Consider the following 23,924-nt stretch of genomic DNA (forward strand, 5'->3'; position numbering starts at 1 on the left):
CACTTTTGAAGATGAACTGAATTTAGAACCTCTTGACAAAGGTTAATCCAAACTAAAAAACCTCATTTTTACAAGAAGATGATATCAAAACAGCCTTAAGTATTATTTACCATCAGAATATCGTTCAAAGTGAGTAAGTTTTGAGAAACAGTTTCTGAGAAGCTTTCCCAGTAAAAGACAACGTATATACAATCATACACTTCTAATATAAATACAATAAGCTTCATTTTGAGCAATATATGTACTTTACAATTTATCTTTTGCACTGATTATTCGCAATATAGCATATGCATATATAACACACTAATTAAATAATTTAGGAGGATAAATAATGACAGATGAACCCACCAATGCAAATGGTTTTAAGGACACCATATGGTTTAAAGAGATTGAGGAGATCTATCAAAACTTTTCATTAATAATAGACGACAGGTATAAGCCTGGATCAAAGAAAGAAATAGACCAGGCTAAAATAGAAGTGGCGGAGCTTAAAAGAAAGCACAAGGGAAACAAAGATTTTGACAAAGAAATCAAGTATTTGGATGATCTTTTAGTGGACTCTAGTAAAAGAAAGTTCAATGGTTCAAAATTCACCATTATCGGAGTATTTCTGGGCATCTTAATCATGTTCTATATGAGCAATAGAGTAGAAGAAAAATCTGCCAGTTTAACTATAGACAAAGCCGAATCTATACAACTAGATAAAATAGTCAAATTAGAGCGAAAAGTTAAATCGGCTAAAGATGAGATTGAATATTCCATGACTTATACTATTCCATTGAAAAAGGAAATAGAAGATTTAAAAAAGCAAGAGCAAAGCAATCAAATTATTGAACGCATAGCTGCAAAAGAAAAAAATCTAGCCTCCTCGGAAGAGAATAATAAAATCAGGGAAACCACTATCAGCGAATCAGAAAAACAAATCGAATTTCTGAAATCTATGTCAGCAGAGGAGTATCGTGATTATAAAATAGGAAATGATCAAGAGGCAGCAGCCTCTGTAAGTGGATATGCTTGGAAAACAATATTGTGCTTTTTACTTTATTTAGCAGCCATGTTCCCCTTTGTGTTCACCATCGATAAAAGAGGTAAAAAAGACAAATCAAAATGGCTCAAAATCATTGGTGCCATATTAGGGAGTGCTCAAACAGTTAGATATAGAAGGTCTGATGGTTCAACTTATGATGACAATTCCTCATATATTGGAGCTTTTGCAACAGCTATTGCTTTGCCTGTCGCTGCCATTGCACTTACAATTGTGCTTCTCCCCTATATTGCCACCATAGCCTTTGTTCGTAATATTATTGTTCCTTATTTTTACTAGAGAAAAGCATTTATCAGTTATCAATTTTTGAAATAAGTTTGAGCTTGCTATCCATCGGAAACTTTACCGATGGAGCTGCACGCCCAAAACCAAAAAAACCTCATCAAATAAATGACAAGGTTTTTAAATATGCTAAAATTCTTAAAGGCTATTCGTCTTCAACATCCAAAGCATCTAAGAAATCTACACTCTTCTGAATCTCATCGTGCATCACCTTATCTACTTCTATAAATGCTACTTTTGTTCTGTATGCAGCAATAAAGTCTTCGATGACCTCACTTGATTTTGCAGGGCGACGGAATTCTAAAGCTTGTGCAGCATTGAATAACTCAATGGCTAAAACTCTCATGGTATTCTCCGTGATTTTATAGGTTTTAGTAGCAGCATTAGCACCCATACTCACGTGATCTTCTTGTCCTTGAGACGAAGAAATAGAATCGGAGGAGGCTGGCATGGTATATTGCTTACTCTGAGAAACAATGGAAGCAGCAGTATATTGAGGAATCATAAAGCCGGAATTGAGTCCTGGCTTGGCTACCAAAAATGATGGCAACTCCCTTTGTCCTGCCACTAATTTATAAGTTCTTCTTTCGGAGATATTTCCAAGCTCGGCCAAGGCCAAACCTAGCGTATCGAGTGCAATAGCCAAAGGTTGTCCGTGGAAGTTTCCTGCTGAGATGATTAAATCATCCTCTGGGAAAATATTTGGATTATCAGTAGCACTGTTGATTTCTGTCTCTACCACTTTCGTCACATAGCTAATGGCATCTTTGCTGGCACCATGAACCTGAGGCATACAACGAAAGCTATATGGGTCTTGAACATGAACTTTATCTCTAGTGATAATTTCACTACCTTCTAATATCTCACGGATGTTTTTGGCCGTTTCTATTTGCCCATCATGAGGCCTTATCTCGTGTACTTTTGGGTGGAAAGGCTCAATTCTACCATCATAAGCATCCAATGAAATGGCGCCAATAAAGTCGGCTAAGAAGCTGATTTTTTGGGTCTCAATCAACTCGTAAACCGCATAGGCTCCCATAAACTGAGTTCCATTCAGTAAAGCTAAACCTTCTTTTGATTGCAATTCTATAGGCTTCCACTTGAATTCTTTATTGATGGCCTCCCCTGTTTTTACTTCTCCATTATGAAAGGCTTTTCCTAAACCAATTAATGGAAGTGCTAAATGAGCCAAAGGAGATAAGTCACCACTAGCTCCTAAGGAACCTTGCTGAAAAACCATTGGATATATACCATTATTATAGAAATCAACCAAACGCTGAACTGTAGCCAATTGTACTCCCGAATTTCCATAGGAAAGAGATTGGATCTTTAGGAAAATCATGATTTTCACAATCTCCATTGGAACCAAGTCACCAGTACCACAAGCGTGAGACATCACTAAGTTCTTCTGTAAAGTTCCGAGGTCTTCTTTTGAAATGGAATGCTTGTATAAGGAACCAAATCCTGTATTGATACCGTAGATTGGGCCTTCGTGAGTTTTCATTTTCTCATCTAGGTAAGTGCGGCATTTCTCTATGTTTTCGATAGATTCGTCCGATAAGGCGATTTTATAATCACCAAAAACAATACTCTTTACAATATTAATATCTAATCTATTACTTGAAATATAATGTGTATTCATTTTGTTCTATTTTAAAACCATTGCGGTATCCTTCAACTCTGTCAGGTCAAGCAGCGGTTAATGTTGTTGAATTATTTTTTGAAAATATTTTCTAAAATTCAATTAAACACAGAGTGCAGAACGATTTACACAGATTTTAAATTTCAATTGCCAAGTCATTATTTATTGTTTTTTGATGACAAAATAGTCATCATTATCCTTAAACGGCAAAAATAGCCTCAATATCCTTTCAAAATACAGAAATTATCTCAGTTTTACACTTAATTTGACTTATTCTGACTTATTAAACCATTGGAATCAATACTGTCAAATACATATTCCATTTTAAAAAAGATTCTTCACTTCATTACATTAGGTTCTGAAAGACAAAGTATTAGAATATGATAGGAAGTAAGAAGGCCTTTGCTTTTGGCATTGAAAAAAGCAAAGGCCTTTTTCCTATTCTTTGCCATAAAACCAGTCATTCCGAAGCGTAACGAGGAATCTTTAATAATTATTAGGGCACTATTGATCTGGAACATTCATTAAACCAGGGCATCTACATTGCTCAAACTTATCAAATAAGCACCACAAGCCAATCCTAAAAAACACATATCTTTGTCAAAAAAATACTTTGGGCTCATTATTATATTATTTTCTAAAAATGCTATCCTATTTACCATTCTGGTTTTTGCATGGTATAGCTGACTTTTTATGGGTGTTGAATCATTATATCATTGGCTACAGAAAGAAGGTAGTGATGGATAATTTGATTATCGCCTTTCCTGAGAAAACAGAGAAGGAGAGGATTAGCATCTCTAAGAAATTCTATCACAATTTCTTCGACTTTATTGTTGAAAGCATTAAAGCTTTTAGTATGAGTGCTTCTTCCTTTGAGAAACGATATGTTATCGAAAACTATAATGAAGTGATTTCCTTTGTGCAGAAAAATAAACAAGGTGCTGTTTTAACAGCTGCTCATGCCTTTAGTTGGGAGTGGATGATTTTTGCTGGGCATATCTTACCGGATAATATAAACGCCTATATATCCTATACTCCACTTAGCAACAAATCGCTGGACAAGCTGATAAGAAAGAATAGAGAGCGTTTTGGATTAGAGCTAAACAGAGCCAGTAAATTTGCTGAAAAATTAAAAAAACATGACGAAGATAAATTTAGTCTTTGTGGATTAATTGCCGACCAATCTCCTAAACAACAATATAAATTTAGAGGAAACTTTTTTGGTGTGGATGTGCCTATTTACACGGGTCCTGAGCGCTTAGCTAAGGAAATGGATCAGAGTATCTGGTTTATGTATATCGAAAGAACAAAGAGAAGTCATTATAAACTACATTTCGAATTGATTACCGACAAACCCAAGGAATTTGAGACTGGAGAGATTACTATGATCTATATAGAAAAAGTGGAAAATATGATTCGTAAGAATCCGGATAATTATCTTTGGACGCATCGCAGATTCAAGCACAGGGCTAAATAGTCCTTGTCGAGCATAAAAAAAGCGGTATCAATACCGCTTCCTCTTTATTTTTTGTCTTCAATTTCTTTAGGAGTATCATCATCGTTGTCTTCCCCAACTCCTTTTTTAAACTCCTTAATACCGCTACCCAATCCTTTCATTAATTCTGGGATTTTCTTCCCTCCAAAAATCAATAATACTACTACAGCTATCAAAGCTAGTGACCAAACGCTGGGCATTCCGTATAATAAAATATGTGTTGTCATAGTTTCAAGTATTTACGTAGTGCAAATATATAAAATTGATCACTAGCAGCAATATTTATTGTTTATTGTTTTTTCTTCTCAAAATTAGGCTCTATTCAATCAATCTACTATTTTTGCAAAATGCAAAATAACGAAGATAAATTTAAGAAGGTTGTAGCACATGCCAAAGAGTATGGTTTTGTCTTTCAATCCAGTGAGATATATGATGGTTTAGCAGCCGTTTATGATTATGCACAGAATGGTGCCGAACTAAAGAAAAACATCAAAGAATATTGGTGGAAAGCCATGGTTCAAATGCATGAGAACATTGTGGGAATCGATTCTGCAATCTTTATGCACCCTACCACTTGGAAAGCTTCTGGTCACGTAGATGCTTTTAGCGATCCCATGATCGACAATAAAGATTCCAATAAACGATATCGTGCAGATGTTTTGGTGGAAGATTATTTAGCGAAAATTGAAGGCAAGATAGAAAAAGAAGTCACAAAAGCTGAAAAGCGTTTTGGCGAGGCATTCGATAAGGAAGAATTCTTAAAAACCAATCCAAGAGTTTTAGCCAATCAAGAGAAAATAGCCAGCATCACAAAGCGTTTCTTTGGTGCTTTAGAAGCTGACGATTTAGACGAGGTTAAGAAAGTGATTGAAGATTTAGGAATTGCTTGTCCCATCTCTGGCTCTAAGAACTGGACCGATGTTCGTCAGTTTAACTTGATGTTCTCCACTCATATTGGCGCTGCAGCTGATGGTGCCAGCGAAATTTATCTCCGTCCTGAAACCGCACAAGGTATTTTTGTAAACTACCTCAATGTTCAGAAAACAGGCCGCATGAAAATCCCTTTTGGTATTGCCCAGATTGGAAAAGCCTTCAGAAATGAGATTGTAGCTCGTCAGTTTATCTTCCGTATGCGTGAGTTTGAACAAATGGAAATGCAATTCTTTGTACGTCCAGGTGAAGAACTTAAATGGTATGAGTATTGGAAAGAAAAGAGAATGGCTTGGCATGAGTCATTGGGAATGGGAAAAGAAAATTATCGTTTCCACGACCATGAGAAACTAGCTCATTATGCCAATGCTGCTGCTGATATAGAATTTCGTTTCCCATTTGGATTTAAAGAATTAGAAGGTATTCATAGCCGTACCGATTTCGATTTAAATGCTCACGAAGAGCATAGTGGTAAAAAGTTAAGATATTTCGATCCTGAAATCAACGAAAGCTATGTGCCTTATGTTGTAGAGACTTCTATTGGTTTAGATAGAATGTTCCTTACCGTATTGGCTCATTCTTATAATGAAGAAAAATTAGAGGATGGCTCCGAAAGAACAGTCTTGAATATTCCTCCTGTTTTAGCTCCCTATAAAGCCGCTATTCTTCCATTAATGAAGAAAGATGGTTTACCCGAAAAAGCAAGGGCTATCATTGACGAGTTGAAAATGGACTTTATGTGTCAGTATGATGAGAAAGATGCTATTGGTAAGCGTTACCGTCGCCAAGATGCCATTGGTACTCCATATTGTATCACCGTAGATCATCAAACACTCGAAGACAATACCGTCACTATTCGTGAAAGAGATACTATGCAACAAGAAAGAGTAGCTATTAGTGAATTAAGCGCTATAATTGCCAAGAAAATTAAAGGCTGAAAAAGCATTTTGCTCTCAATAAAAAAGGATGTCATCGCTCTAAGCGATGACATCCTTTTTTTGATTTCTAAAGCATTCTAATGCTCATGCCATCCTGTAATCATGGATTTAAAGTTGGCAAACTTCTTTTTGCTCAAACTTGCGAAATACAAGTGAATAAGTAAGAATAGTGTCAAAAAGAAACCCATCATCATATGCAATAATGCAGTAAGCATGGTTCCGTTTAATCCCCATATTTTATGTATGATCAATTCTGGATATAATAAAGCGATACCCGTAATCATAAGTACAGGAAGAAGAATATAAATTACACCTACATAGCTTAGCTTTTGTAGGGGGTTAAATTTTTCATCTTCTGTTACTGGAAACGGAGTAGATTCACCTTTAAACATGCCATAGGCATAATACCGGCTTTGTTTCATCAATCGGTCCATTAAGCCTTTTTTCTTCATTACATAGAACTTTTTATTAGGTGAGAAAAAATTAGTCACCATAAAAAAGACGTATGCAATAACAATCAATATTCCGGCTACATTGTGCACAGCTATTGCAGTTTGAAACTCGATAAGAGGGTTTTCAACAGGAGAATATTGCATACTCAATCCTGTGACTATCAGGGCTAAAAATAGAATTGCATTTATCATATGCCAAATTCTTAACCAAATGGGATATAAATAAAGTCTATTTGCCATGATTTTTCTTTTTTGAGATTCTGAGAAGGATTGCATGCGTAAGGATAGCCAAAATACTCAAAGCAAAAATTACGATAGTAAAAACATTCAAGAAATAATTCTTAGATGCTCCTATTACATAAGATTCATTGAGGAGGCTGGCGTTATAAAAACCATACTTCTTTCTGTTTTCTTGTGATTGATACCTATAAAGACTAGCCATTAACAAGGAGTTCTTGGAATGACACTCTTTACAGTTTTTTACACTCTCTTCAGCAGGAAGTATTTTATGTGCTACCAATGCTTCACCGTTTAAATCACCATGACACTCAATACAACGAACCTTATTATAATGGGCTCTCTGATTGGGTAAAAAATCGTGACTGGTAGCCAAATCTTTAAAAGGCTCATCCGTATGCAAACGCATATGACTTTCCTGATTATGGCAGTTCATACAAGCATCATTATTCTTGCTGATAGTAGCAATAAGGTCTTCTGTATTGCGATAGTCCAGTTTATAACTATGTGGGTCGTGACAACTCCAACAGCTAAAATTAGGAAGTGTTTCGGGACTATGCACACTGGCATTAAAATCCGCTTCTATTTCTTCAAATTTAAAATGCTCCCAATCTTCGTCTCCACCATGACAGTCGATACATGTATTGAGAAACTCCATACGAAGTCCGCCATCATGGGGAAAGGTTCCGTACTCATCGGTATGACAATCGGTACATTTGAAATTCCAATGGCTGGCAGAATAAAACATGACCGTATCCACATAAAATTCTTGTGGCATGATCTTTCTTACATCTAATTCTGTCCAATCGTTATAAAAAGTATAAAAGGACTGCCCGTGGCATTTTAAACAATGATGGTTTTCTCCTGCATTTTCATAATCCTTAATCTCTTCTTGCGCCACAATTGCATTAGAGAAAAGAAACGCAAAACTCAGGAGAAAAGCCAAGCTATATTTATGTGATAGCTCTACCATCTATTATTTCTTAAAGGTAGCTCGCATATAATTGATCACTGCCCAACGATCTTCTACATCTGGAATTTTGCCTTCATAATTAGGCATTTCATCACGACCTATGATAGATTTGTAAAACATTTCACCGTCGCTCATGGCATGAAATTCAGCACTTGAAAAATCGCCAGGAAAAGTATCTAATTTAGCTGCCTTTGGGCCATCACCTAAACCATTATTACCATGGCAAGATTTACAATGCTTACTATACATCATTTTACCTACTTTTATTAGGCTAGCATCATCGGCATAAGGATTAGTCATGCTTTGGTATTCCGCAGGGGTTTCCCAAGGACCTCCTTTTTTCTGATCTTGAGGTAGTACGAATGCCATCAATGAGAAAGCAAAAGCCACTGTAGCTATTGCGAAAACTGATTTTTTTATTGAATTCATTTTTTTAAGTTTTTTAGTTATCGATTCTTTTAAAAATTCCATAAGCGAGTGATGTTAAATCCAAAACGGAATTCCGTTTCAGTTAAATCAGCTTCGTTATACATATAAATATCTTGAGGTACAATTCCATCTGCTGTAGAAATAAATATTTGGAAAGCGTGAGTGCTAGTAGCTACCTCATAAGCAATACCAAAATTCGATTTCCAAGCATTCATTACCGTAGTATTCTCCTGCATGCTTTGAATATTAAGAGGAGTAGTATACATGATTAAAATAGAAGATTGCGGAGAGAATTTAAATCTCATATGTCCACCCAATCCAATCACATCATGTTCGTAACCTGTAATGTTTGCCTCTGTTGATTTTACAGAATTAAAATGCGTAAAACTCGCGTTTAATTCCAATGAAAACCACTCGTTAAACTTTCTACCAGCAATAAACTGGCCAAAATAACTCATTCTGTCTGCAAAGGCATAATCGTCACCAAATACGTCATCACTTTGCCCGTTTATAGCCATGTTTCCATATACGGTAAGCGTAACAGGAATGGTGTTTTTACGAGTTTGTTTTAAGAAAGTCCACTTGGCTTGAAAATCATTATACATATTCTTACGAGTGATACCATAACCAAGCATAATATCATCGGTAATAGAATAATTTAATCCCATACGAGTATTTGCCGATGGTGCATAAATGCCCCAAAGGTCAGATGCTCCACTGCTTTTAATCAAACCAAAACGGTGTTGAATATGCATTTCCAAAGTCTTTTTACTTGGAACTACAGTAGTTTGATTGTCTATTAAAATCCCACTTTCAAAAGGGGCACGGATTGGACGGTCTTTTGGTTTCTCAGTTTCTGTATCCTGAGCAAAAGCCATTCCTACACTTAAATAAAGCCCCAATATAATAAATACTATCTTTTTCATTTTTTCAAATTTTAAAATTCATACTAATTATTGATGGCGCCTTGTTCTATCCACTGAAGGATAATTGCCGCTTCTGAGCTTGTATACTTCTTCCAACTATGTGTTTCAGTATCAGGATGAGTAAAAGTATAGATAGAACTTTCGTCAGGTTGATCAGTATTTACAAAAGCTGGAACCACAGCAGCATAAGCATTATCAGTAGTTAAATCTGGAGGAGTGCTTCCTGTTTTATGACAAGAGGTACATTTGTCGTCAATATTCCATATAGGAGCTACATCCTGGGAAAAATAGATGGTATCCATAGGATCTGGCGGTGGAATAATAGGTTCCACATTAAATTTGTATTGGCAAGAGGAAAAGAATCCCACCAAGCCAATTACCAATAAAGTGAATTTTAAAAATTTATTCATTTTTAGTGTTATTAGTGAAAGTTTGTTTTTATCCATATAAAAATCGGATATACCACAAATATAGGTATATCCGATTTAATATTTCATGCTTTATAGATTAAATACCTAATGCTGATTCACACTGAGTTAAAAGCTGTTTCGCATAATTAAAATTATGTAATCCATTACTATTGTCTTCATAAAGACACATATAATTCCAAAATGCATTCCATTTAGCTGTTTCTAAAGAAGCGTACATTGGGTGTACACCATCATCAGCAACGTGAATAGCTCCGGCAGCTTCAAGAGCTACTTCAACAGCATGTAATCTAGCTGCAATTTCTGCTTGCTCAGCTTCCATATCGTAACCAGCTTCACTGTGACATGCATTACACATTGCATTATCAGGAACAAATGTATGACCACCACCAACTTCAGCGTTAGTTAAGTGACAAGATGCACAATCAGTATGATGGTCTCTGTCAAAAGGAGTTCCGATTACGGATCCCATATCAGCAGCAAACATATTTGCTTGAGGACCATGGTGAGGACCAGCATGTGTACTATTTGTATAAGTATGAGTTGCAACAGGTACATCAAATACTACAAATAAAGTATCACCTACAAGTTCTATACTACCATTAGGACCAACAGCTCCGTGAGCTTGGTATGTAGCGATATCATCACCAGTAAATTTTCTTGCAAAAGTACCATCTTCAGTTCCATAATAAGAAGCAGGACCTCTTCTTGCTTGGTGACAAGTAGCACATAAATTACCTCCACCGTGCTCATAAACGGCACCTTCAGTAATAAGAGAAGTTGGAACAGGAACTGATCTCATTGGAGCACTTATTCCATCTTCTAAGCTAGAGTGACTATCATGACATGTTGCACAAGTTAATGGTGTTGAAATTTCTGCTCCTATCATAGTGCCTGATCTTACAAATTCAACAAATCCGTCGTGAGAGTGACACATACCACAAGACCCGCTCGTTCCTCTTGCCCAAGAAGTGCCAATAACGTGCTTATGTTCATTAAATGAAGTGTTAATTGCATCCATATAGGCGGCAGTATGACACTCCAAGCATGTTGAATTTCCATCAACACCATCAGTACCATCAGTACCGTTTATACCATTGGTACCATTAGCACCAGCAGGACCAGCAGGCCCCTCTTTTGTACAGTTAGAAAATACTAGCGTCATACCAGCTAATATTGCTAACATAAAATAAAAGCTAAAATTCTTTTTCATAATAATTATGTTTTAATAAGTTTTGTTTTTCTCCAGTACAATATTAAGAATTAAGAATTTATTAACAGTTATTAACACCATGATACTAAACGTGTGGAAAATGTTTATAATTACTTTTATATTGATTTAGATCATTATTTTTACGATATTTGTCAATACAAAACCTGAATTCTATACTAATATTTCTTTGTTCTATTAAAAAATATACATTAATTAAACCCAATATGAAAAATATTGCCTCTTGTTTAAGCTGCGATCTTAAGCTAAATCTGTTCTGTCACATGACTGATAATCAGCTTAATAATGTGAATGACCACCGCAAAGAAGTTCGTTATAAAGCAGGGGAAACCATATTTAAGACTGGGGGGCCTTTAACTCATATGATTTGCCTAACCAAGGGTATGGTAAAAGTCTATTTAGAAGACCCATACACAGATAAACGAATACTACTGTCTATTTTAAAGCCTGTAGAACTGGTCTTAGGCCCTGGTTTTTTGGTGGACGATAGCCATCATTTAACAGCTGTAGCTATGGAAGAAACCACCGCTTGTTTCATCAATGTAGAGGAACAAAAAAGAATCATGGAAGGCAACACAAAGTATACCATGGCTATTTTACAACATGTGAATAAAAAAGTGATTAAACAATTTGAGAAAATGCAATGCCTCACTCATAAACATACCCATGGAAAAATGGCAGATGCCTTATTGTATTTAGCAAATGCTGTTTATCAAAACGATGTCTTTGATACTTTATTGAGCCGTCAAGATTTAGCAGATTTATCAGCTATGACTAAAGAAACTACTATTAGACTTCTCAAGGAGTTTTCTGAGGAGGGCATTATTATATGCGATCATAACCACTTTGAAATTTTAAATAAAGAAAAATTGGAGAAGATTAGTATTTCGGGATAGTAATTGAGTGGTTGCGATGGTTACGTAGTTACGATGATTGCGTGGGTAAAATGGTTGGGGTGGTTACGTGGTTGCGATAAATAGATTTCTCCTTCGTTGAGCTCAGTCGATGACGCAATATGTGAAGAGGAAAGAGAAAAAGATTAACGGAAATAAAAAAAGCAAGGGCAAACAATTTTGTCCTTGCTTTTTAAATTCGCGTAAACCGGTGTAATTCGCGGATATCTATTATGATTTATTTTTTTTCACAGTCTGTAGGAATAACTCGTCCAACTGAGCTTGTGCAACTTCTGAAGGTGAATCGATCATCACATCACGGCCTGTATTGTTCTTAGGGAAGGCAATATAATCTCTAATAGAATCAGATCCTCCGAACATAGCGGCAAGTCTATCAAAACCTAAAGCAATTCCACCATGAGGAGGAGCGCCAAACTCAAAAGCATCCATTAGAAAACCAAATTGTTCTTGTGCTTCTTCGTCTGTAAAACCTAAATGTTTAAACATGAGTTTTTGTAAATCACGATCATGGATTCTGATAGAACCTCCTCCAATTTCAACACCATTAATCACCATATCGTAGGCATTGGCTCTTACTTTTCCTGGCTCTTTATCTAATAAATGAAGATCTTCTGCCTTAGGAGAAGTGAAGGGATGGTGCATGGCATGATAACGCTCTGTTTTCTCGTCCCACTCTAATAATGGAAAGTCTATCACCCATAGAGGTGCAAATACATTTGGGTCTCTTAAACCAAGTCTTTCACCCATTTCTAGGCGAAGCTCGTTCATGGCTTTTTGAGTTTTCTCAGTATCACCCGACATGACTAAAACTAAATCTCCTGCTTCTGCATTCATCATTTCTGCCCAAGCTTTCAAGTCTTCTTGACTATAAAATTTATCAACTGATGATTTAAAACTACCATCCTCATTACATTTTACATAAACTAATCCTTTGGCACCAATTTGTGGCTTCTTTACAAAGTCTATCAATTTATCTAATTGCTTTCTGGTATAAGTTGCACAAGTTTTCGCATTGATTCCTAAAACAATTTCTGAGTCATCAAAAACTTTGAATCCTTTGTTTTGAGTGACTTCATTAAGCTCCACAAACTTCATATCGAAGCGAATATCGGGCTTATCAGAACCATAGTATTTCATGGCATCTGAATACTCCATTCTTGGGAACTCATTAATTTCTACTCCTTTTACTTCTTTAAAAAGGTATTTAGCCATTCCTTCGAAAGTGCTTAAAATATCTTCTTGCTCCACAAAGGCCATTTCGCAGTCAATCTGTGTAAATTCAGGCTGACGGTCGGCTCTTAAATCCTCATCGCGGAAACATTTTACAATTTGATAATAACGGTCGTAACCAGCTACCATCAATAATTGCTTAAAGGTTTGAGGAGATTGTGGCAAGGCATAAAATTCATTAGGATTCATTCTACTAGGTACTACGAAATCTCTAGCACCTTCTGGAGTAGATTTAATAAGATAAGGAGTTTCTATTTCAAAGAAACTTTGCTTGTCTAAGTAGTTACGAGTAGCTATAGATAATCTATGACGTAACTCTAAATTTTTTCTGAGAGGAGCTCTTCGCAAATCTAAGTAGCGGTATTTCATTCTAATTTCTTCGCCACCATCAGTATCATCCTCTATAGTAAATGGAGGTAATTTAGCTTTATTGAGTATAACGAGTTCTTCGGCAATGATTTCCACATCACCTGTTGCCATTTTCGCATTTTTATTGCTTCTTTCTGCCACTTTTCCTTTTAGGCTAATCACAAATTCTCGACCTAATTTACGAGCTTGCTCACAAAGTGCAGCATTGTCTTCCATATTGAAAACCACCTGAGTAATCCCATAGCGATCTCTCATATCTACGAAGGTCATTCCGCCTAAGTCTCTTGATTTCTGTACCCAACCACTTAAGGTAATGGATTCGTTAACATTTTCTATTCTAAGTTCCCCGCAGGTGTGTGATCTTAACATATATGATTAGCTTAGTATTATCGATAAAAATTGAATTTGCAAAAATACTAAAATTGTAGAAAAATATGGTATAAAAAAAGCCCCACTCAAATGAGCAGGGCTTTGTATTAAATATTATAACTGAAATTAGAATTTATCCCAGAATAATTTAGTTTCCATAAGGTCACCACCAACAGCATCTGCAGCTTTATAATAATTATCAGCATTCAATGTTTGTTCGTTTACAGGGAATGTAAAACGTCTAGGAACTCCACCATCAGTAGTAATAGCACCTTCAGGTACATTCATTGTAGGCCAGTCTAATCTTCTATAAGTAGTCCAACCTTCGAAACCTCTTTGGTAATAACCTAAATAGGCTTGCATACCAATAGCTTTTTTCCAATCAGTTGTACCATCCCAAGCTACGCCTTCAGAAGCGATATAATCAGCAGCGCCTTCAATACCCCACTCAGCAAAAGAAGCAGTAATAGCAGCCTCATAATGCTCAAGAGCAGTTCCACCAACAGACCATCCACGAGCAGCAGCTTCTGCTTTATAGAATTCCATCTCAGTAAAAGAAAGAAGTTGGATTGGGAAAGTAGCATCTAAAATCATAGTACCTACGTGAGAATAATTACCCCAAGCATTAGAAGAACCATAAATTCCACCTACATATTCACCTTCGTTTACTTCGTTTAAATCAAAATAAGCAGCACGACGTGGGTCATTTAATCCGTTCATAAAATCAACAATTGTATTAGCAGGAATAAAATCCTTACGCCCACTAGCTACCAAATCTTGATAAATAGGATTTGTATTGTCTAAAGGAGCAGCTTCATAAACAAGCTTAGCATCTTGAGCACTACTAGAGAATGTATGTGCAGCAGCAGCTTCACCCCAGGCTTGTGCAGTTGCATTATCTGCATCGGCAATAGTAATAGCTAATCTGAATTTTAAGGATTGAGCAAATGTAATCCAAGATTGAACATCTCCACCATAATAAATATCAGCAGAACCAAAACTTCCACCATTAGCATCTAATGTATTAATAACTTTATCTAATCTCACAACAAGATCCTTATAAATCATCATTCCATCATCATATGCTGGATTTAAAGTAGCATCAATATTTAAGGCTTCAGAATAAGGTACATTTCCAAAAATATCTACTAACCTTTGGTAGGAATACACCTCTAATACATCAATAATGATTAATCTATTTGTTTTTGCAATCTGAGCTTCAGGAGTTGTGGTTGCATCACCAGATATAATTGATCTAGCTTCTTGCAAATCCTTTAAAATATCACGATAAATAACTCTAAATACATTATCAGGGATATTTCTGTTGATTAAATCATAATTCGCCTCATCGGTATAAGTTGTTTCCGTCCAATGCTGAGCATATAATTTATGATTATTTAGGTTCACATTACTACTAGCTACTTGATCTGCTAGAGCTTTTTGTGCGTGGGTGAAAAGCATTTCACCTGGCACCACGGCAGGATGCTTCTCATCCTTCTGCCAGTCTTCGAAGTTCTTAGTACATGATACAGAGATCGCGACTAGAACGATTAATATTAAATATATTCTTTTCATAATACTCCGTTTTAAAATTGTAATTTAACACTAAATCCAATAGTTCTTAAAGAAGGCATCACACCTGCTTGCCATCCTTGAATATTACCAGCACCTTGAGATGCTTCAGGATCTGCATGAGGAAGGTCTTTAGAGATAATCCAAAGGTTACCACCCACTAAACTAAATGAAGCACCATGGATAAAAGTCTTATCCATAAGTTTTCTTGGCATATTATAAGTAATTACCGCTTCTCTTAGCTTGATATATGTAGCATCATATATGAATGCAGCATTAGGGTTTCTACTATAACCAAATACTTTATAATTACCACCTTCAACACGTGTTGTATTGGTTACATAAGACCCATCTTCTTGCTCAACAACTCCGTCTAATACTAAACCTCCAGAACTTGCATCGTAAGAACCATCATCATTTTGAATTACAGCATCACGAACAGGGTTTCCTAAGTCATTAGTATAATCTGTCTCTTCATAAAGACCTGTTGCTCTACCATAATACTGGTCAAGAGAGAATAAACTTCCACCTTGCTGCCAGTCGATTAAGAAACTGAAAGAAAGATTCTTATAAGAGAATGAGTTGTTTAATCCCATATTGAAATCAGGATTAACATCACCCAAAATATTATCAGAGGTTGGAGATTTAAGATAGTAACCACTAGAATTAATTACTTTTTGTCCATCAGGAGCATATACATAATCTTGTCCTTGAATCACACCATAAGGTTCACCAACTTTAGCGTTAATAGTCACACCACCTTGTAAAGCACCTAACTGTAGGTTATCCACTTTCTGACCATCTTTATCAAATAAAGAGACCACTTTAGAGTTATTCTTAGCAAAGTTTAAGTTGATATCCCAACGGAAATCATTAGTTTTCATCGCTGTACCTCTAAGTGCTAATTCAACACCAGAGTTTTGAATCTCACCAGCATTAAAATACTTACGAGAATATCCTGTAGCTGTAGAAACAGCAACTGGCATAATTTGGTCTTTAGTATTGGTCTTATAATAAGCAAAATCAATTCCTAAACGATTATTCAACATGGTCATTTCGAAACCAGCCTCTAAAGAGTTTGTAGTTTCAGGCTTTAAATTCGCGTTATTTGTAGTACTAGGTACAGAAACCACAGCATTACCGCTAAAGCTTGGGAATTGGTCATAAGTATCATATAATGATAAATAAGGAGCATCGTTACCTACTTGAGCGTAGTTTACTCTAATTTTACCTAATTGCATCCAATCAGCTTCCACCATTTCAGAGAACAACCAGCTACCAGACAATGAATAATATCCATAAGCCCAATCAGTTTTTGGTAAAGTAGAAGAGATATCATAACGATAAGTCGCATCTAAATAAACCATGTTTTTATATCCAACAGATGCTGCGATATAATAACCATTTACTCCTTTTTTATATACGTTTTCGTCAGCACTAATTGCTGCAGCATTTCTAAGCGCATATACATTAGGAACTAATAAACCACCATTAGTAGAAGCCATAGCTTCACCAATATTATTACGACGGATATTAATACCAGCAAATGCATTTAAGTTCCAATCTTCACCTAAATCTTTATGGAAATCTAATTTAAGATCATAATTAGCTTCCATGAATCTACGATCCATTCTGTAATAACCAGAAGTCTGGTCAACTCTACCCACACCAAATTCATTAGAAATAGAACCCATGGCTTTTCTTTCTTCTTGAAGTTCGTCATAAGTATCAACAGAAGCACGTCCCATTAAAGCAAAATAGTCATTGATTTTCCAATCTGCTTGGAAATAACCAACGATACGATTTCTCTCATCAGTTTGATAAGACTCATATCTTTGGAAGTATGGATTGTCCCAATAAATTGGAGAACCATCATTCCATGCACTTCTGTTCCAAGTTACGTTTTCGTTTTGTGCTTCATAAGCTCTCAATTGCTCTTTCATATCAACATTTACTTGATACCACTGACGGAAAGAAGAGAGGATATTCTCGCTATAACCAGTATGGTTACGACCTTTTCCATTTGTCTTATAATAATTAGCAGCAGCAGAAACTTTTACATTCTTAAGAACGTCGTAAGAAGCGCTAATATTAAAAGTATTTTTATCTAACTGAGAGTTTGGTAGAATACCTTTTTGATGCATGTTTGTGTATCCAACACGGAAAGTAGAAACATCTGTTCCGCCGTTTACATCAACACTATTCTTTAATGTTAACTGGTCGTTAAAGAAACTTTCAGCACCATTTTCAGCATTAACATAAGGTGTTAATTTTTTATAGTTTGGAGAATTAGGATCGAAATAATCCCACTGTACTACGTTTAGATTAGGATCAAATTTTTGTCCCATAGAAGCATCCTCAGTAAAAGGAACTACTAATTCGTCAACGCCATCACCATCTACATCAATTTCTTCTAAACCTGGATAATCCCCACCACTATAATAAGGACCATAACCAGCTCCATAATTTGTTTGGTATTTAGGGAAAGTTGATTTGTCAACAAAACCTACAGTTACGTTAGAATGGATATTCACACCGATTCTTTTTGAACCTTCACGAGCTTTACTACCCTTTTTGGTTGTAATCATAATTACACCATTGGCAGCACGAGAACCATAAAGAGCAGATGCGGCAGCACCTTTCAATACGTTCATACTTTCAATATCTTCGGGGTTGATATCAGAAGCAGCACTACCGTAGTCAAATCCACTTCTACCTGTGGTTTGTCCGGCATTATTTGTATTAGAGTTGTCAACAGGAACACCATCAATGACAAATAAAGCTTGGTTATTTTGTGTTAAAGAGGAGTTACCACGAATAATAATATTCGAAGAACCACCCATATTGGTGTTATTCTTAATTTGAACACCCGCTACTTTACCAGAAATAGAATTGATAAAGTTATCCTTAGATACTTTGTTCAAATCATCACCAGTTACTTCTTGAGTAGCGTATCCCAGAGATTTTTTCTCACGGGAAACACCTAAGGCAGTAACAACCACCTCATCTAGTTTTAAAGCACTGGCTTGCATGGCTACATCTATTGTAGTCTGACCAGTGTAAGCAATCTCTTGTGGTTCCATTCCAACGAACGAATACTGAAGAGCTGCAGCATCCTCAGGAACTTGTAAGCTATACTTACCATCCATATCGGTAACCGTTCCGATACTGGTTCCCTTCACCAATACAGATACGCCGGGAAGAGTTCCCCCATTGTCTGCATCAGTTACAGTACCAGTTACAGAAGTTTGCGCAAATACTCCTTGAACGCCTAAAAAGCCGATCAATGCGAGTAATAGAGTTAATTTTCTCATAACTTCAAAAAATTAGTTAATAATTGAATTGATTTAAAATTGATTTATTGTTTATTGCTTCCCCCATAGAAACAAATGATTTATGATTGCTAATTTACAATGAATTTGCCATTTCACAATGAATATTTAACGAAAACTTGTTGTTAATTTATTATCAATGTTGCATTTAGCGTTTTTGAATTTTAAAATATAGTGGTTTGAAAAGCTTTTATGTCCCAATATTGGTTGGAATCTTTCTAAATAGGCGCAAGAAGTACACCAATAAAAATCCAAGCTTATTTACAACCTATTCAGGACATTAGGAAAAAGGGCATGGTTTTTTAGGCTTTATTAACAATTGTCAATAATTAAAATTGACAAAAACTAACCTCACAGAAGAGTAGAACAAAATATTCTTCTTGCTTTTTGAACTTTAAATTGAAAAAAAACGTTCAAAACCGAGCATGTTTTGCTAAAAAAAAGGCATTTATCAACTAATTAATCCTCATTTATTGGCATTTCTTGCTGCATTTTTGCCTTTTTAAAGGCAGAAAATTGCCAAAATATAAATAGACAGATCAAGATAATGAGGCCCATATTTAGGAAATGAATGGGTGGATTTACAAGTAAAACAAGAAGTAAAAATATGTTTAAGCCATAGAAAATATAGTAGGCATATGTTTTAGCTAAAATCATCATGACAAGAGAAGCTATATAAATCACTATAAATAAGAGAGGGGTGTATAATTGTGACAATAAGCTTAATTCAAAACTTTTGGAGCTATAGGCTTTAAGCAAATATTCGAACTGATCTTGATGCAAGGCCAAAGATATAAAGACAATGAATATTACTGTAGATAAAACCAAAAGACTATAAAGAAGAATGCTCAACAAGAATGGAAGCTTTGTTTTTGGACTCATCAATACATGATTTTTAGAAATCGTGAGTATAATAAAATAAATAAGACTGTAAAAAGTAAACTTGGCAAAGCAGACAACTCAGTGCTGATAAAAATCAAAGGAATAATTAATAGAGCTATTTGAGCCATAGCATAAAAGTGAATCCCTGTTTTTCTCAATTTCCACATGAAATAAACCCCTATGATGGATACTAAATAGAGGAAAGCTGCTATAAGAAAATAACTTCGACCGGCTGAAGTGAGGAATTCTAATAATAGTTCTGGTTCCAAATTTGGCATCTGAATAAATTCATCACTTTCCATTATTTCTGGAATACTAGGGAATATGAAAAACACCATAAAATTGGAGAGGAAAGCCAATCCTGAGCCTATAAAACTTAAGACACAGAGAAGGGTTAAACCATCAGGTCTTTTAGCCATTTCGTTACTGGGAATATTTTTTGGGTCTATCATTGATGTATCTTTGCTGCAAAATTAATAATTTTATTAGTTTTGCCGCCTTAAAATATTATTTGCCATGGACAAAGAATTACAGCAATTAACTCAACTTCAAGAAGCTATTACGAATGATGAAGCATTATTAGTATATTTTTATAGTAATAATTGTGCACCTTGTAAGAGTTTAAGACCAAAAGTGGAAGAATTATTGACAAATGATTATCCCAAAATGCAATTATACTTTGTGAATTCGGAGCATCATCCAGATATGACCGCTGAGTTTGGAGTCTTTTCGATGCCAACCTTATTGGTCTTTTTTGATCGAAAGGAATACATTAGAAAAAGTAAATATGTATCTATTCCAGAATTAAAAGATGGTATCGATCGTTATTATCAAATGATGTTTGGATAAAAAATTGAGGTGTTCAAATAACTACTTAGTCTTTGCAAGAAAACACCAAATACTTCGTTACTCTTGCGTTGAAAACAGTCATTTACGAAAGTAAACTCCTTGGTTTTCCACACATCGCAATCCTCGTCTTTGACGTTTTTTGCTAAAGACTACAAAATGCGGGAGTTTTCTTGCCAGCATTACTTAAATTAAATCTAAAGTATTAATTATAACATCTTGTGAATTAGTTCTTTTTGTTTGCCCCAAACCCTAAAGGGAGCAAAAAGACTAATCCAAATCAATTTAATCGTTTTGAATCCCACTAATCGATGATTAACCAAATGGTTATCAAAACAATATGGTAAGTAAAAAATTCAACACCTCAATAAAAAAAAGCCTGCCCCAAAAGTATCATTGGACAAGCTTTATTATGTTTCTGGTTTAGACTAAATTTCGTCTTCTTCCCAGTTCAATATTTTAAAGAAATCGTAATTCTCTGGCTTCTCTAAATAGTAGTGTGCTGTGTCATAATCATCTTCTACCAAGTATTGTTGATTATCCTCATAAACCATTTTAAATTTTTCAGAGTAGATGTTTACAAGTCTAGGTCTGATTTTGCCTTCTTCATCTTCCACATCTTTCAAATATAGAGGATAAATATCGCCTTTATGATCAGCGGTGACCATGGCTCCAGTAATACCCAAATCAAATAGTTTCTTCACACCCATTCCTAGGTTAGCACAATAAACCAAATCGAAAGCAACAGGCTGTACACATCTGATTTCGTAACCTATTTCTACTGGTCGGCTCTTAATTTTTAATTCAATTTTCTTTAGTTCTTGCTGCAATAATACATTGAAGATATGTGCCTTACTCAAGTTCCCAAGTTCTGGGTGGCCATGTTCGTCATAGGTGAAGTTAATTCCAGATTTTTCAATCTCCTCATCACCCATACTATGGAACACCCCTTCGCTAACTATAACCACCCCATAGTTGATACCTAGAAGCTTACGTTTCAGAATAGAAGAAATAATTAAACGAATAATCTTATCCAAAGTGATGGTTGTTTTATTAAACATCTCAGGAATAATAATCATAGGATAATGACAGGCAGCCCCAATTCCAAATGCCAAGTGACCAGCCTCACGACCCATGGCACTTACAATAAACCAATTTCCACTGGTTCTGGCATCTTCATAAATGGTGGTGGCAATTCTAACCCCTTCGCTTTTTGCTGAATGATATCCAAATGTTGGAACACCTTCTGGTAAAGGTAGATCGTTATCAATGGTTTTAGGAACGTGTATGTTTTGAATTCTAATGTTTTTATCAGCAAGGTATTTGGCAATTCTATTGGCAGTAGAGGCAGTATCATCCCCCCCAATAGTTACCAAAAGTTTCACATTATGTTTGATAAATATATCAGCACGAAACTCATTGTCTTTGGGCTTATACCTACTCATTTGTATAGCCGAACCTCCTTCTTTATGAATTCTATCAGCCAAAGAGAAATCGAAATCGGTAATATTCGGGGCCTCAGCAAAAAGGGCTTTGAACCCTCCATTTAAGCCAAGTACTTTAAAACCTGCTTTTAAAAACACTTTGGCTACCGTAGCAATAACGGTGTTGATACCAGGGGCTGGACCACCACCGGCCAACAAAACAATAGATTTTTGCATTTGTATTATATTAAATTTATTATTTAAATGGTTTAATTGAAGCGCAAATTTAGGATTATTTTTGACATTCAAAAAGTGCTTATGAGCTGATTTAAAGGTGATTTATTATTTTATATAGTTTTGGGTCATTTTGCGTATTTTTGCACTCCAAAATTTGAATATGTCCAATTATAATACCAAAGAAGATAAAATAGAAAGAGCCATATTAATAGGTTTAATCACCCAAGATCAGAATGCAGAGAAAAGTCAGGAATATCTTGATGAGCTGGCCTTTTTGGTCACTACTGCTGGCGCCCTAGAAGTAAAGCGCTTTGTACAAAAGCTATCTCGTCCTGATCAGAAAACATTTGTGGGCTCAGGAAAGCTAAACGAAATTGCTGCCTATATTAAAGCTGAGAATATCGATCTAGCTGTTTTTGATGATGAATTGGGCGCCTCTCAAATCAGAAATTTAGAGAAGGTTTTGGAGATTAAAATTATGGATAGAACCAATTTAATCCTCGATATCTTTGCCCAGAGAGCTCAAACGGCTCATGCTAAAGTCCAGGTAGAATTGGCTCAATACCAATATTTACTACCTCGTTTAACTCGCATGTGGACTCACTTGGAGCGACAAAGAGGAGGGATCGGAATGAGAGGACCCGGTGAGACAGAAATTGAAACCGATAGAAGGATTATCCGCGATAGAATTTCCTTATTAAAAACGAGATTAAAAGAGATAGACAAGCAAATGTCTACCCAAAGGCAGAATAGAGGAAGCTTGGTTAGAGCTGCTTTAGTGGGTTACACTAACGTTGGAAAAAGCACTTTAATGACCCTATTGAGTAAGACCGAAGTTTTTGCCGAAAACAAGTTGTTTGCCACCCTTGATACCACAGTAAGAAAAGTGGTGGTTGACAATCTTCCTTTTTTATTATCAGATACGGTTGGATTTATCAGAAAACTCCCACACGGTTTGGTAGAAAGTTTTAAATCTACATTGGACGAGGTTAGAGAATCGGACCTATTGATTCATTTGGTAGATATTTCTCACCCTGAATTTGAAGACCAAATTAAAGTGGTCAATCAAACATTAAGCGAAATTGGAGCCGGTGATAAGCCTGTTATCATGCTTTTTAATAAAATTGATGCCTATACCTATGAGCAAAAAGAAGAAGATGATTTAACACCTGTTTCCAAAAAGAACTACGATTTAAATTATTGGAAAGAGACTTGGATGAGCAAGGAAAATATGCCCGCTTTGTTTATTTCTGCAAAAGATAAAACCAATATTCCCGAGCTTCGAGAAATGCTATATGCCGAAGTAAAACGAATTCATGCCGTTAGATATCCTTATAATAACTTTTTATACTAGAACAATATGTCGATGATTGCCATAGAGGAAATGGAATTCTACTCCTACCACGGATGCTTTAAAGAAGAAAAAGAAATTGGAACGCATTTTACTGTTGATTTCTACTTTGTGAATGATACCAGTAGAGCAGAGGCTAGTGATAATATAGAGGATACTATAAGTTATCTAGATGTTTATCAGCTAATAAAAACTGAAATGTCTATCAGCTCAGATTTACTAGAGCACGTGGGCAGAAGAATTATTAAAAAAACTTTTTCTGAATATCCTAGTATGGAATGGGCAAAGGTGAAAATTCAAAAGATGAATCCTCCATTGGGTGGGCAGATGAAGAGTGTAAGTTTTACTTTGGAAGAAACTCGTTAACTATGCGTGGTTACAATGGTTACG

At 35.6% G+C, this 23,924-nt stretch carries 20 protein-coding genes; 7 read left to right on the forward strand and 13 right to left on the reverse strand.

Features of this window, described 5'->3' with window-relative positions; translation table 11 throughout:
* Positions 1–331: 331 nt before the first annotated feature.
* Positions 332–1,324, forward strand: a complete 993-nt coding sequence (locus HNS38_RS09735; RefSeq protein WP_172346370.1) for a hypothetical protein — start codon at positions 332–334, stop codon at positions 1,322–1,324.
* Positions 1,325–1,472: 148 nt separating this feature from the next.
* Here HNS38_RS09735 and hutH read toward each other — a convergent pair whose 3' ends face one another.
* On the reverse strand, positions 1,473–2,969 hold the full coding sequence (hutH, locus tag HNS38_RS09740; protein WP_172279694.1) for a histidine ammonia-lyase: 1,497 nt from the start codon (positions 2,967–2,969) through the stop codon (positions 1,473–1,475).
* Between the two features lie 613 nt (positions 2,970–3,582).
* On the opposite strand from hutH, the gene HNS38_RS09745 reads away from it, so the two are divergent.
* The gene (locus tag HNS38_RS09745; RefSeq protein ID WP_256367529.1) at positions 3,583–4,446 is read left to right on the forward strand and encodes a lysophospholipid acyltransferase family protein; all 864 of its coding nucleotides are present in this window, start codon (positions 3,583–3,585) and stop codon (positions 4,444–4,446) included.
* 44 nt (positions 4,447–4,490) lie between these two features.
* Here the strand turns inward: HNS38_RS09745 and HNS38_RS09750 are convergent, their stop codons facing one another.
* Positions 4,491–4,691 (reverse strand): twin-arginine translocase TatA/TatE family subunit, encoded by a 201-nt coding sequence (locus HNS38_RS09750; protein WP_305847158.1) that lies wholly within the window; start codon positions 4,689–4,691, stop codon positions 4,491–4,493.
* Between the two features lie 120 nt (positions 4,692–4,811).
* Between HNS38_RS09750 and HNS38_RS09755 the strand changes: the two genes are divergently transcribed.
* Positions 4,812–6,332 (forward strand): glycine--tRNA ligase, encoded by a 1,521-nt coding sequence (locus HNS38_RS09755; RefSeq protein ID WP_172279698.1) that lies wholly within the window; start codon positions 4,812–4,814, stop codon positions 6,330–6,332.
* 77 nt (positions 6,333–6,409) lie between these two features.
* Here HNS38_RS09755 and HNS38_RS09760 read toward each other — a convergent pair whose 3' ends face one another.
* The 6 genes from HNS38_RS09760 to HNS38_RS09785 all read right to left on the reverse strand — a co-directional run bounded on the left by HNS38_RS09760 (position 6,410) and on the right by HNS38_RS09785 (position 10,990).
* Positions 6,410–7,024, reverse strand: coding sequence for a cytochrome b/b6 domain-containing protein (locus HNS38_RS09760; protein ID WP_172279700.1), 615 nt, complete (start codon positions 7,022–7,024; stop codon positions 6,410–6,412).
* Positions 7,014–7,994, reverse strand: a complete 981-nt coding sequence (locus tag HNS38_RS09765; protein WP_172279703.1) for a cytochrome c3 family protein — start codon at positions 7,992–7,994, stop codon at positions 7,014–7,016. The genes HNS38_RS09760 and HNS38_RS09765 overlap by 11 nt, the downstream gene beginning before the upstream one ends.
* A 3-nt stretch (positions 7,995–7,997) precedes the next feature.
* Entirely contained in the window at positions 7,998–8,423 is a 426-nt protein-coding gene (locus HNS38_RS09770) for a c-type cytochrome (protein ID WP_172279706.1), read from the reverse strand.
* 29 nt (positions 8,424–8,452) lie between these two features.
* Positions 8,453–9,349, reverse strand: a complete 897-nt coding sequence (locus tag HNS38_RS09775; protein WP_172346371.1) for a DUF5777 family beta-barrel protein — start codon at positions 9,347–9,349, stop codon at positions 8,453–8,455.
* A gap of 23 nt (positions 9,350–9,372) precedes the next feature.
* A complete protein-coding gene (locus HNS38_RS09780; protein WP_172346372.1) occupies positions 9,373–9,759 on the reverse strand; it encodes a hypothetical protein in 387 nt (128 codons plus the stop codon).
* Positions 9,760–9,856: 97 nt separating this feature from the next.
* Positions 9,857–10,990, reverse strand: a complete 1,134-nt coding sequence (locus HNS38_RS09785) for a cytochrome c3 family protein (protein WP_172346373.1) — start codon at positions 10,988–10,990, stop codon at positions 9,857–9,859.
* Positions 10,991–11,214: 224 nt separating this feature from the next.
* Between HNS38_RS09785 and HNS38_RS09790 the strand changes: the two genes are divergently transcribed.
* Positions 11,215–11,904 carry a Crp/Fnr family transcriptional regulator gene (locus tag HNS38_RS09790; RefSeq protein ID WP_172346374.1) on the forward strand — a complete coding sequence of 230 codons (690 nt, stop codon included), beginning with the start codon at positions 11,215–11,217 and terminating at the stop codon, positions 11,902–11,904.
* A 228-nt stretch (positions 11,905–12,132) separates the two neighbouring features.
* Here HNS38_RS09790 and aspS read toward each other — a convergent pair whose 3' ends face one another.
* The 4 genes from aspS to HNS38_RS09810 form a co-directional block, all read right to left on the reverse strand.
* Positions 12,133–13,890 (reverse strand): aspartate--tRNA ligase, encoded by a 1,758-nt coding sequence (aspS, locus tag HNS38_RS09795; RefSeq protein ID WP_172279719.1) that lies wholly within the window; start codon positions 13,888–13,890, stop codon positions 12,133–12,135.
* A gap of 126 nt (positions 13,891–14,016) precedes the next feature.
* On the reverse strand, positions 14,017–15,465 hold the full coding sequence (locus tag HNS38_RS09800; protein WP_172346375.1) for a SusD/RagB family nutrient-binding outer membrane lipoprotein: 1,449 nt from the start codon (positions 15,463–15,465) through the stop codon (positions 14,017–14,019).
* 11 nt (positions 15,466–15,476) lie between these two features.
* The gene (locus HNS38_RS09805; RefSeq protein ID WP_172346376.1) at positions 15,477–18,776 is read right to left on the reverse strand and encodes a SusC/RagA family TonB-linked outer membrane protein; all 3,300 of its coding nucleotides are present in this window, start codon (positions 18,774–18,776) and stop codon (positions 15,477–15,479) included.
* 899 nt (positions 18,777–19,675) lie between these two features.
* Positions 19,676–20,128: a hypothetical protein gene (locus tag HNS38_RS09810; protein ID WP_172279726.1), complete on the reverse strand. Its 453-nt coding sequence runs from the start codon at positions 20,126–20,128 to the stop codon at positions 19,676–19,678.
* Between the two features lie 64 nt (positions 20,129–20,192).
* Between HNS38_RS09810 and HNS38_RS09815 the strand changes: the two genes are divergently transcribed.
* Positions 20,193–20,525, forward strand: a complete 333-nt coding sequence (locus tag HNS38_RS09815; RefSeq protein ID WP_172279728.1) for a thioredoxin family protein — start codon at positions 20,193–20,195, stop codon at positions 20,523–20,525.
* A 425-nt stretch (positions 20,526–20,950) separates the two neighbouring features.
* Here HNS38_RS09815 and HNS38_RS09820 read toward each other — a convergent pair whose 3' ends face one another.
* Positions 20,951–22,183, reverse strand: a complete 1,233-nt coding sequence (locus HNS38_RS09820) for a 6-phosphofructokinase (protein WP_172279730.1) — start codon at positions 22,181–22,183, stop codon at positions 20,951–20,953.
* 160 nt (positions 22,184–22,343) lie between these two features.
* Here HNS38_RS09820 and hflX point away from each other — a divergent pair, with 160 nt between their 5' ends.
* Both hflX and folB read left to right on the forward strand, forming a co-directional pair.
* Positions 22,344–23,537, forward strand: coding sequence for a GTPase HflX (gene hflX, locus HNS38_RS09825; RefSeq protein WP_172279732.1), 1,194 nt, complete (start codon positions 22,344–22,346; stop codon positions 23,535–23,537).
* 6 nt (positions 23,538–23,543) lie between these two features.
* Positions 23,544–23,900 carry a dihydroneopterin aldolase gene (folB, locus tag HNS38_RS09830; protein ID WP_172279734.1) on the forward strand — a complete coding sequence of 119 codons (357 nt, stop codon included), beginning with the start codon at positions 23,544–23,546 and terminating at the stop codon, positions 23,898–23,900.
* Positions 23,901–23,924: the final 24 nt, after the last annotated feature.

The organism is Lentimicrobium sp. L6 (genome assembly GCF_013166655.1).
Classification (GTDB): Bacteria; Bacteroidota; Bacteroidia; order Bacteroidales; family UBA12170; genus UBA12170.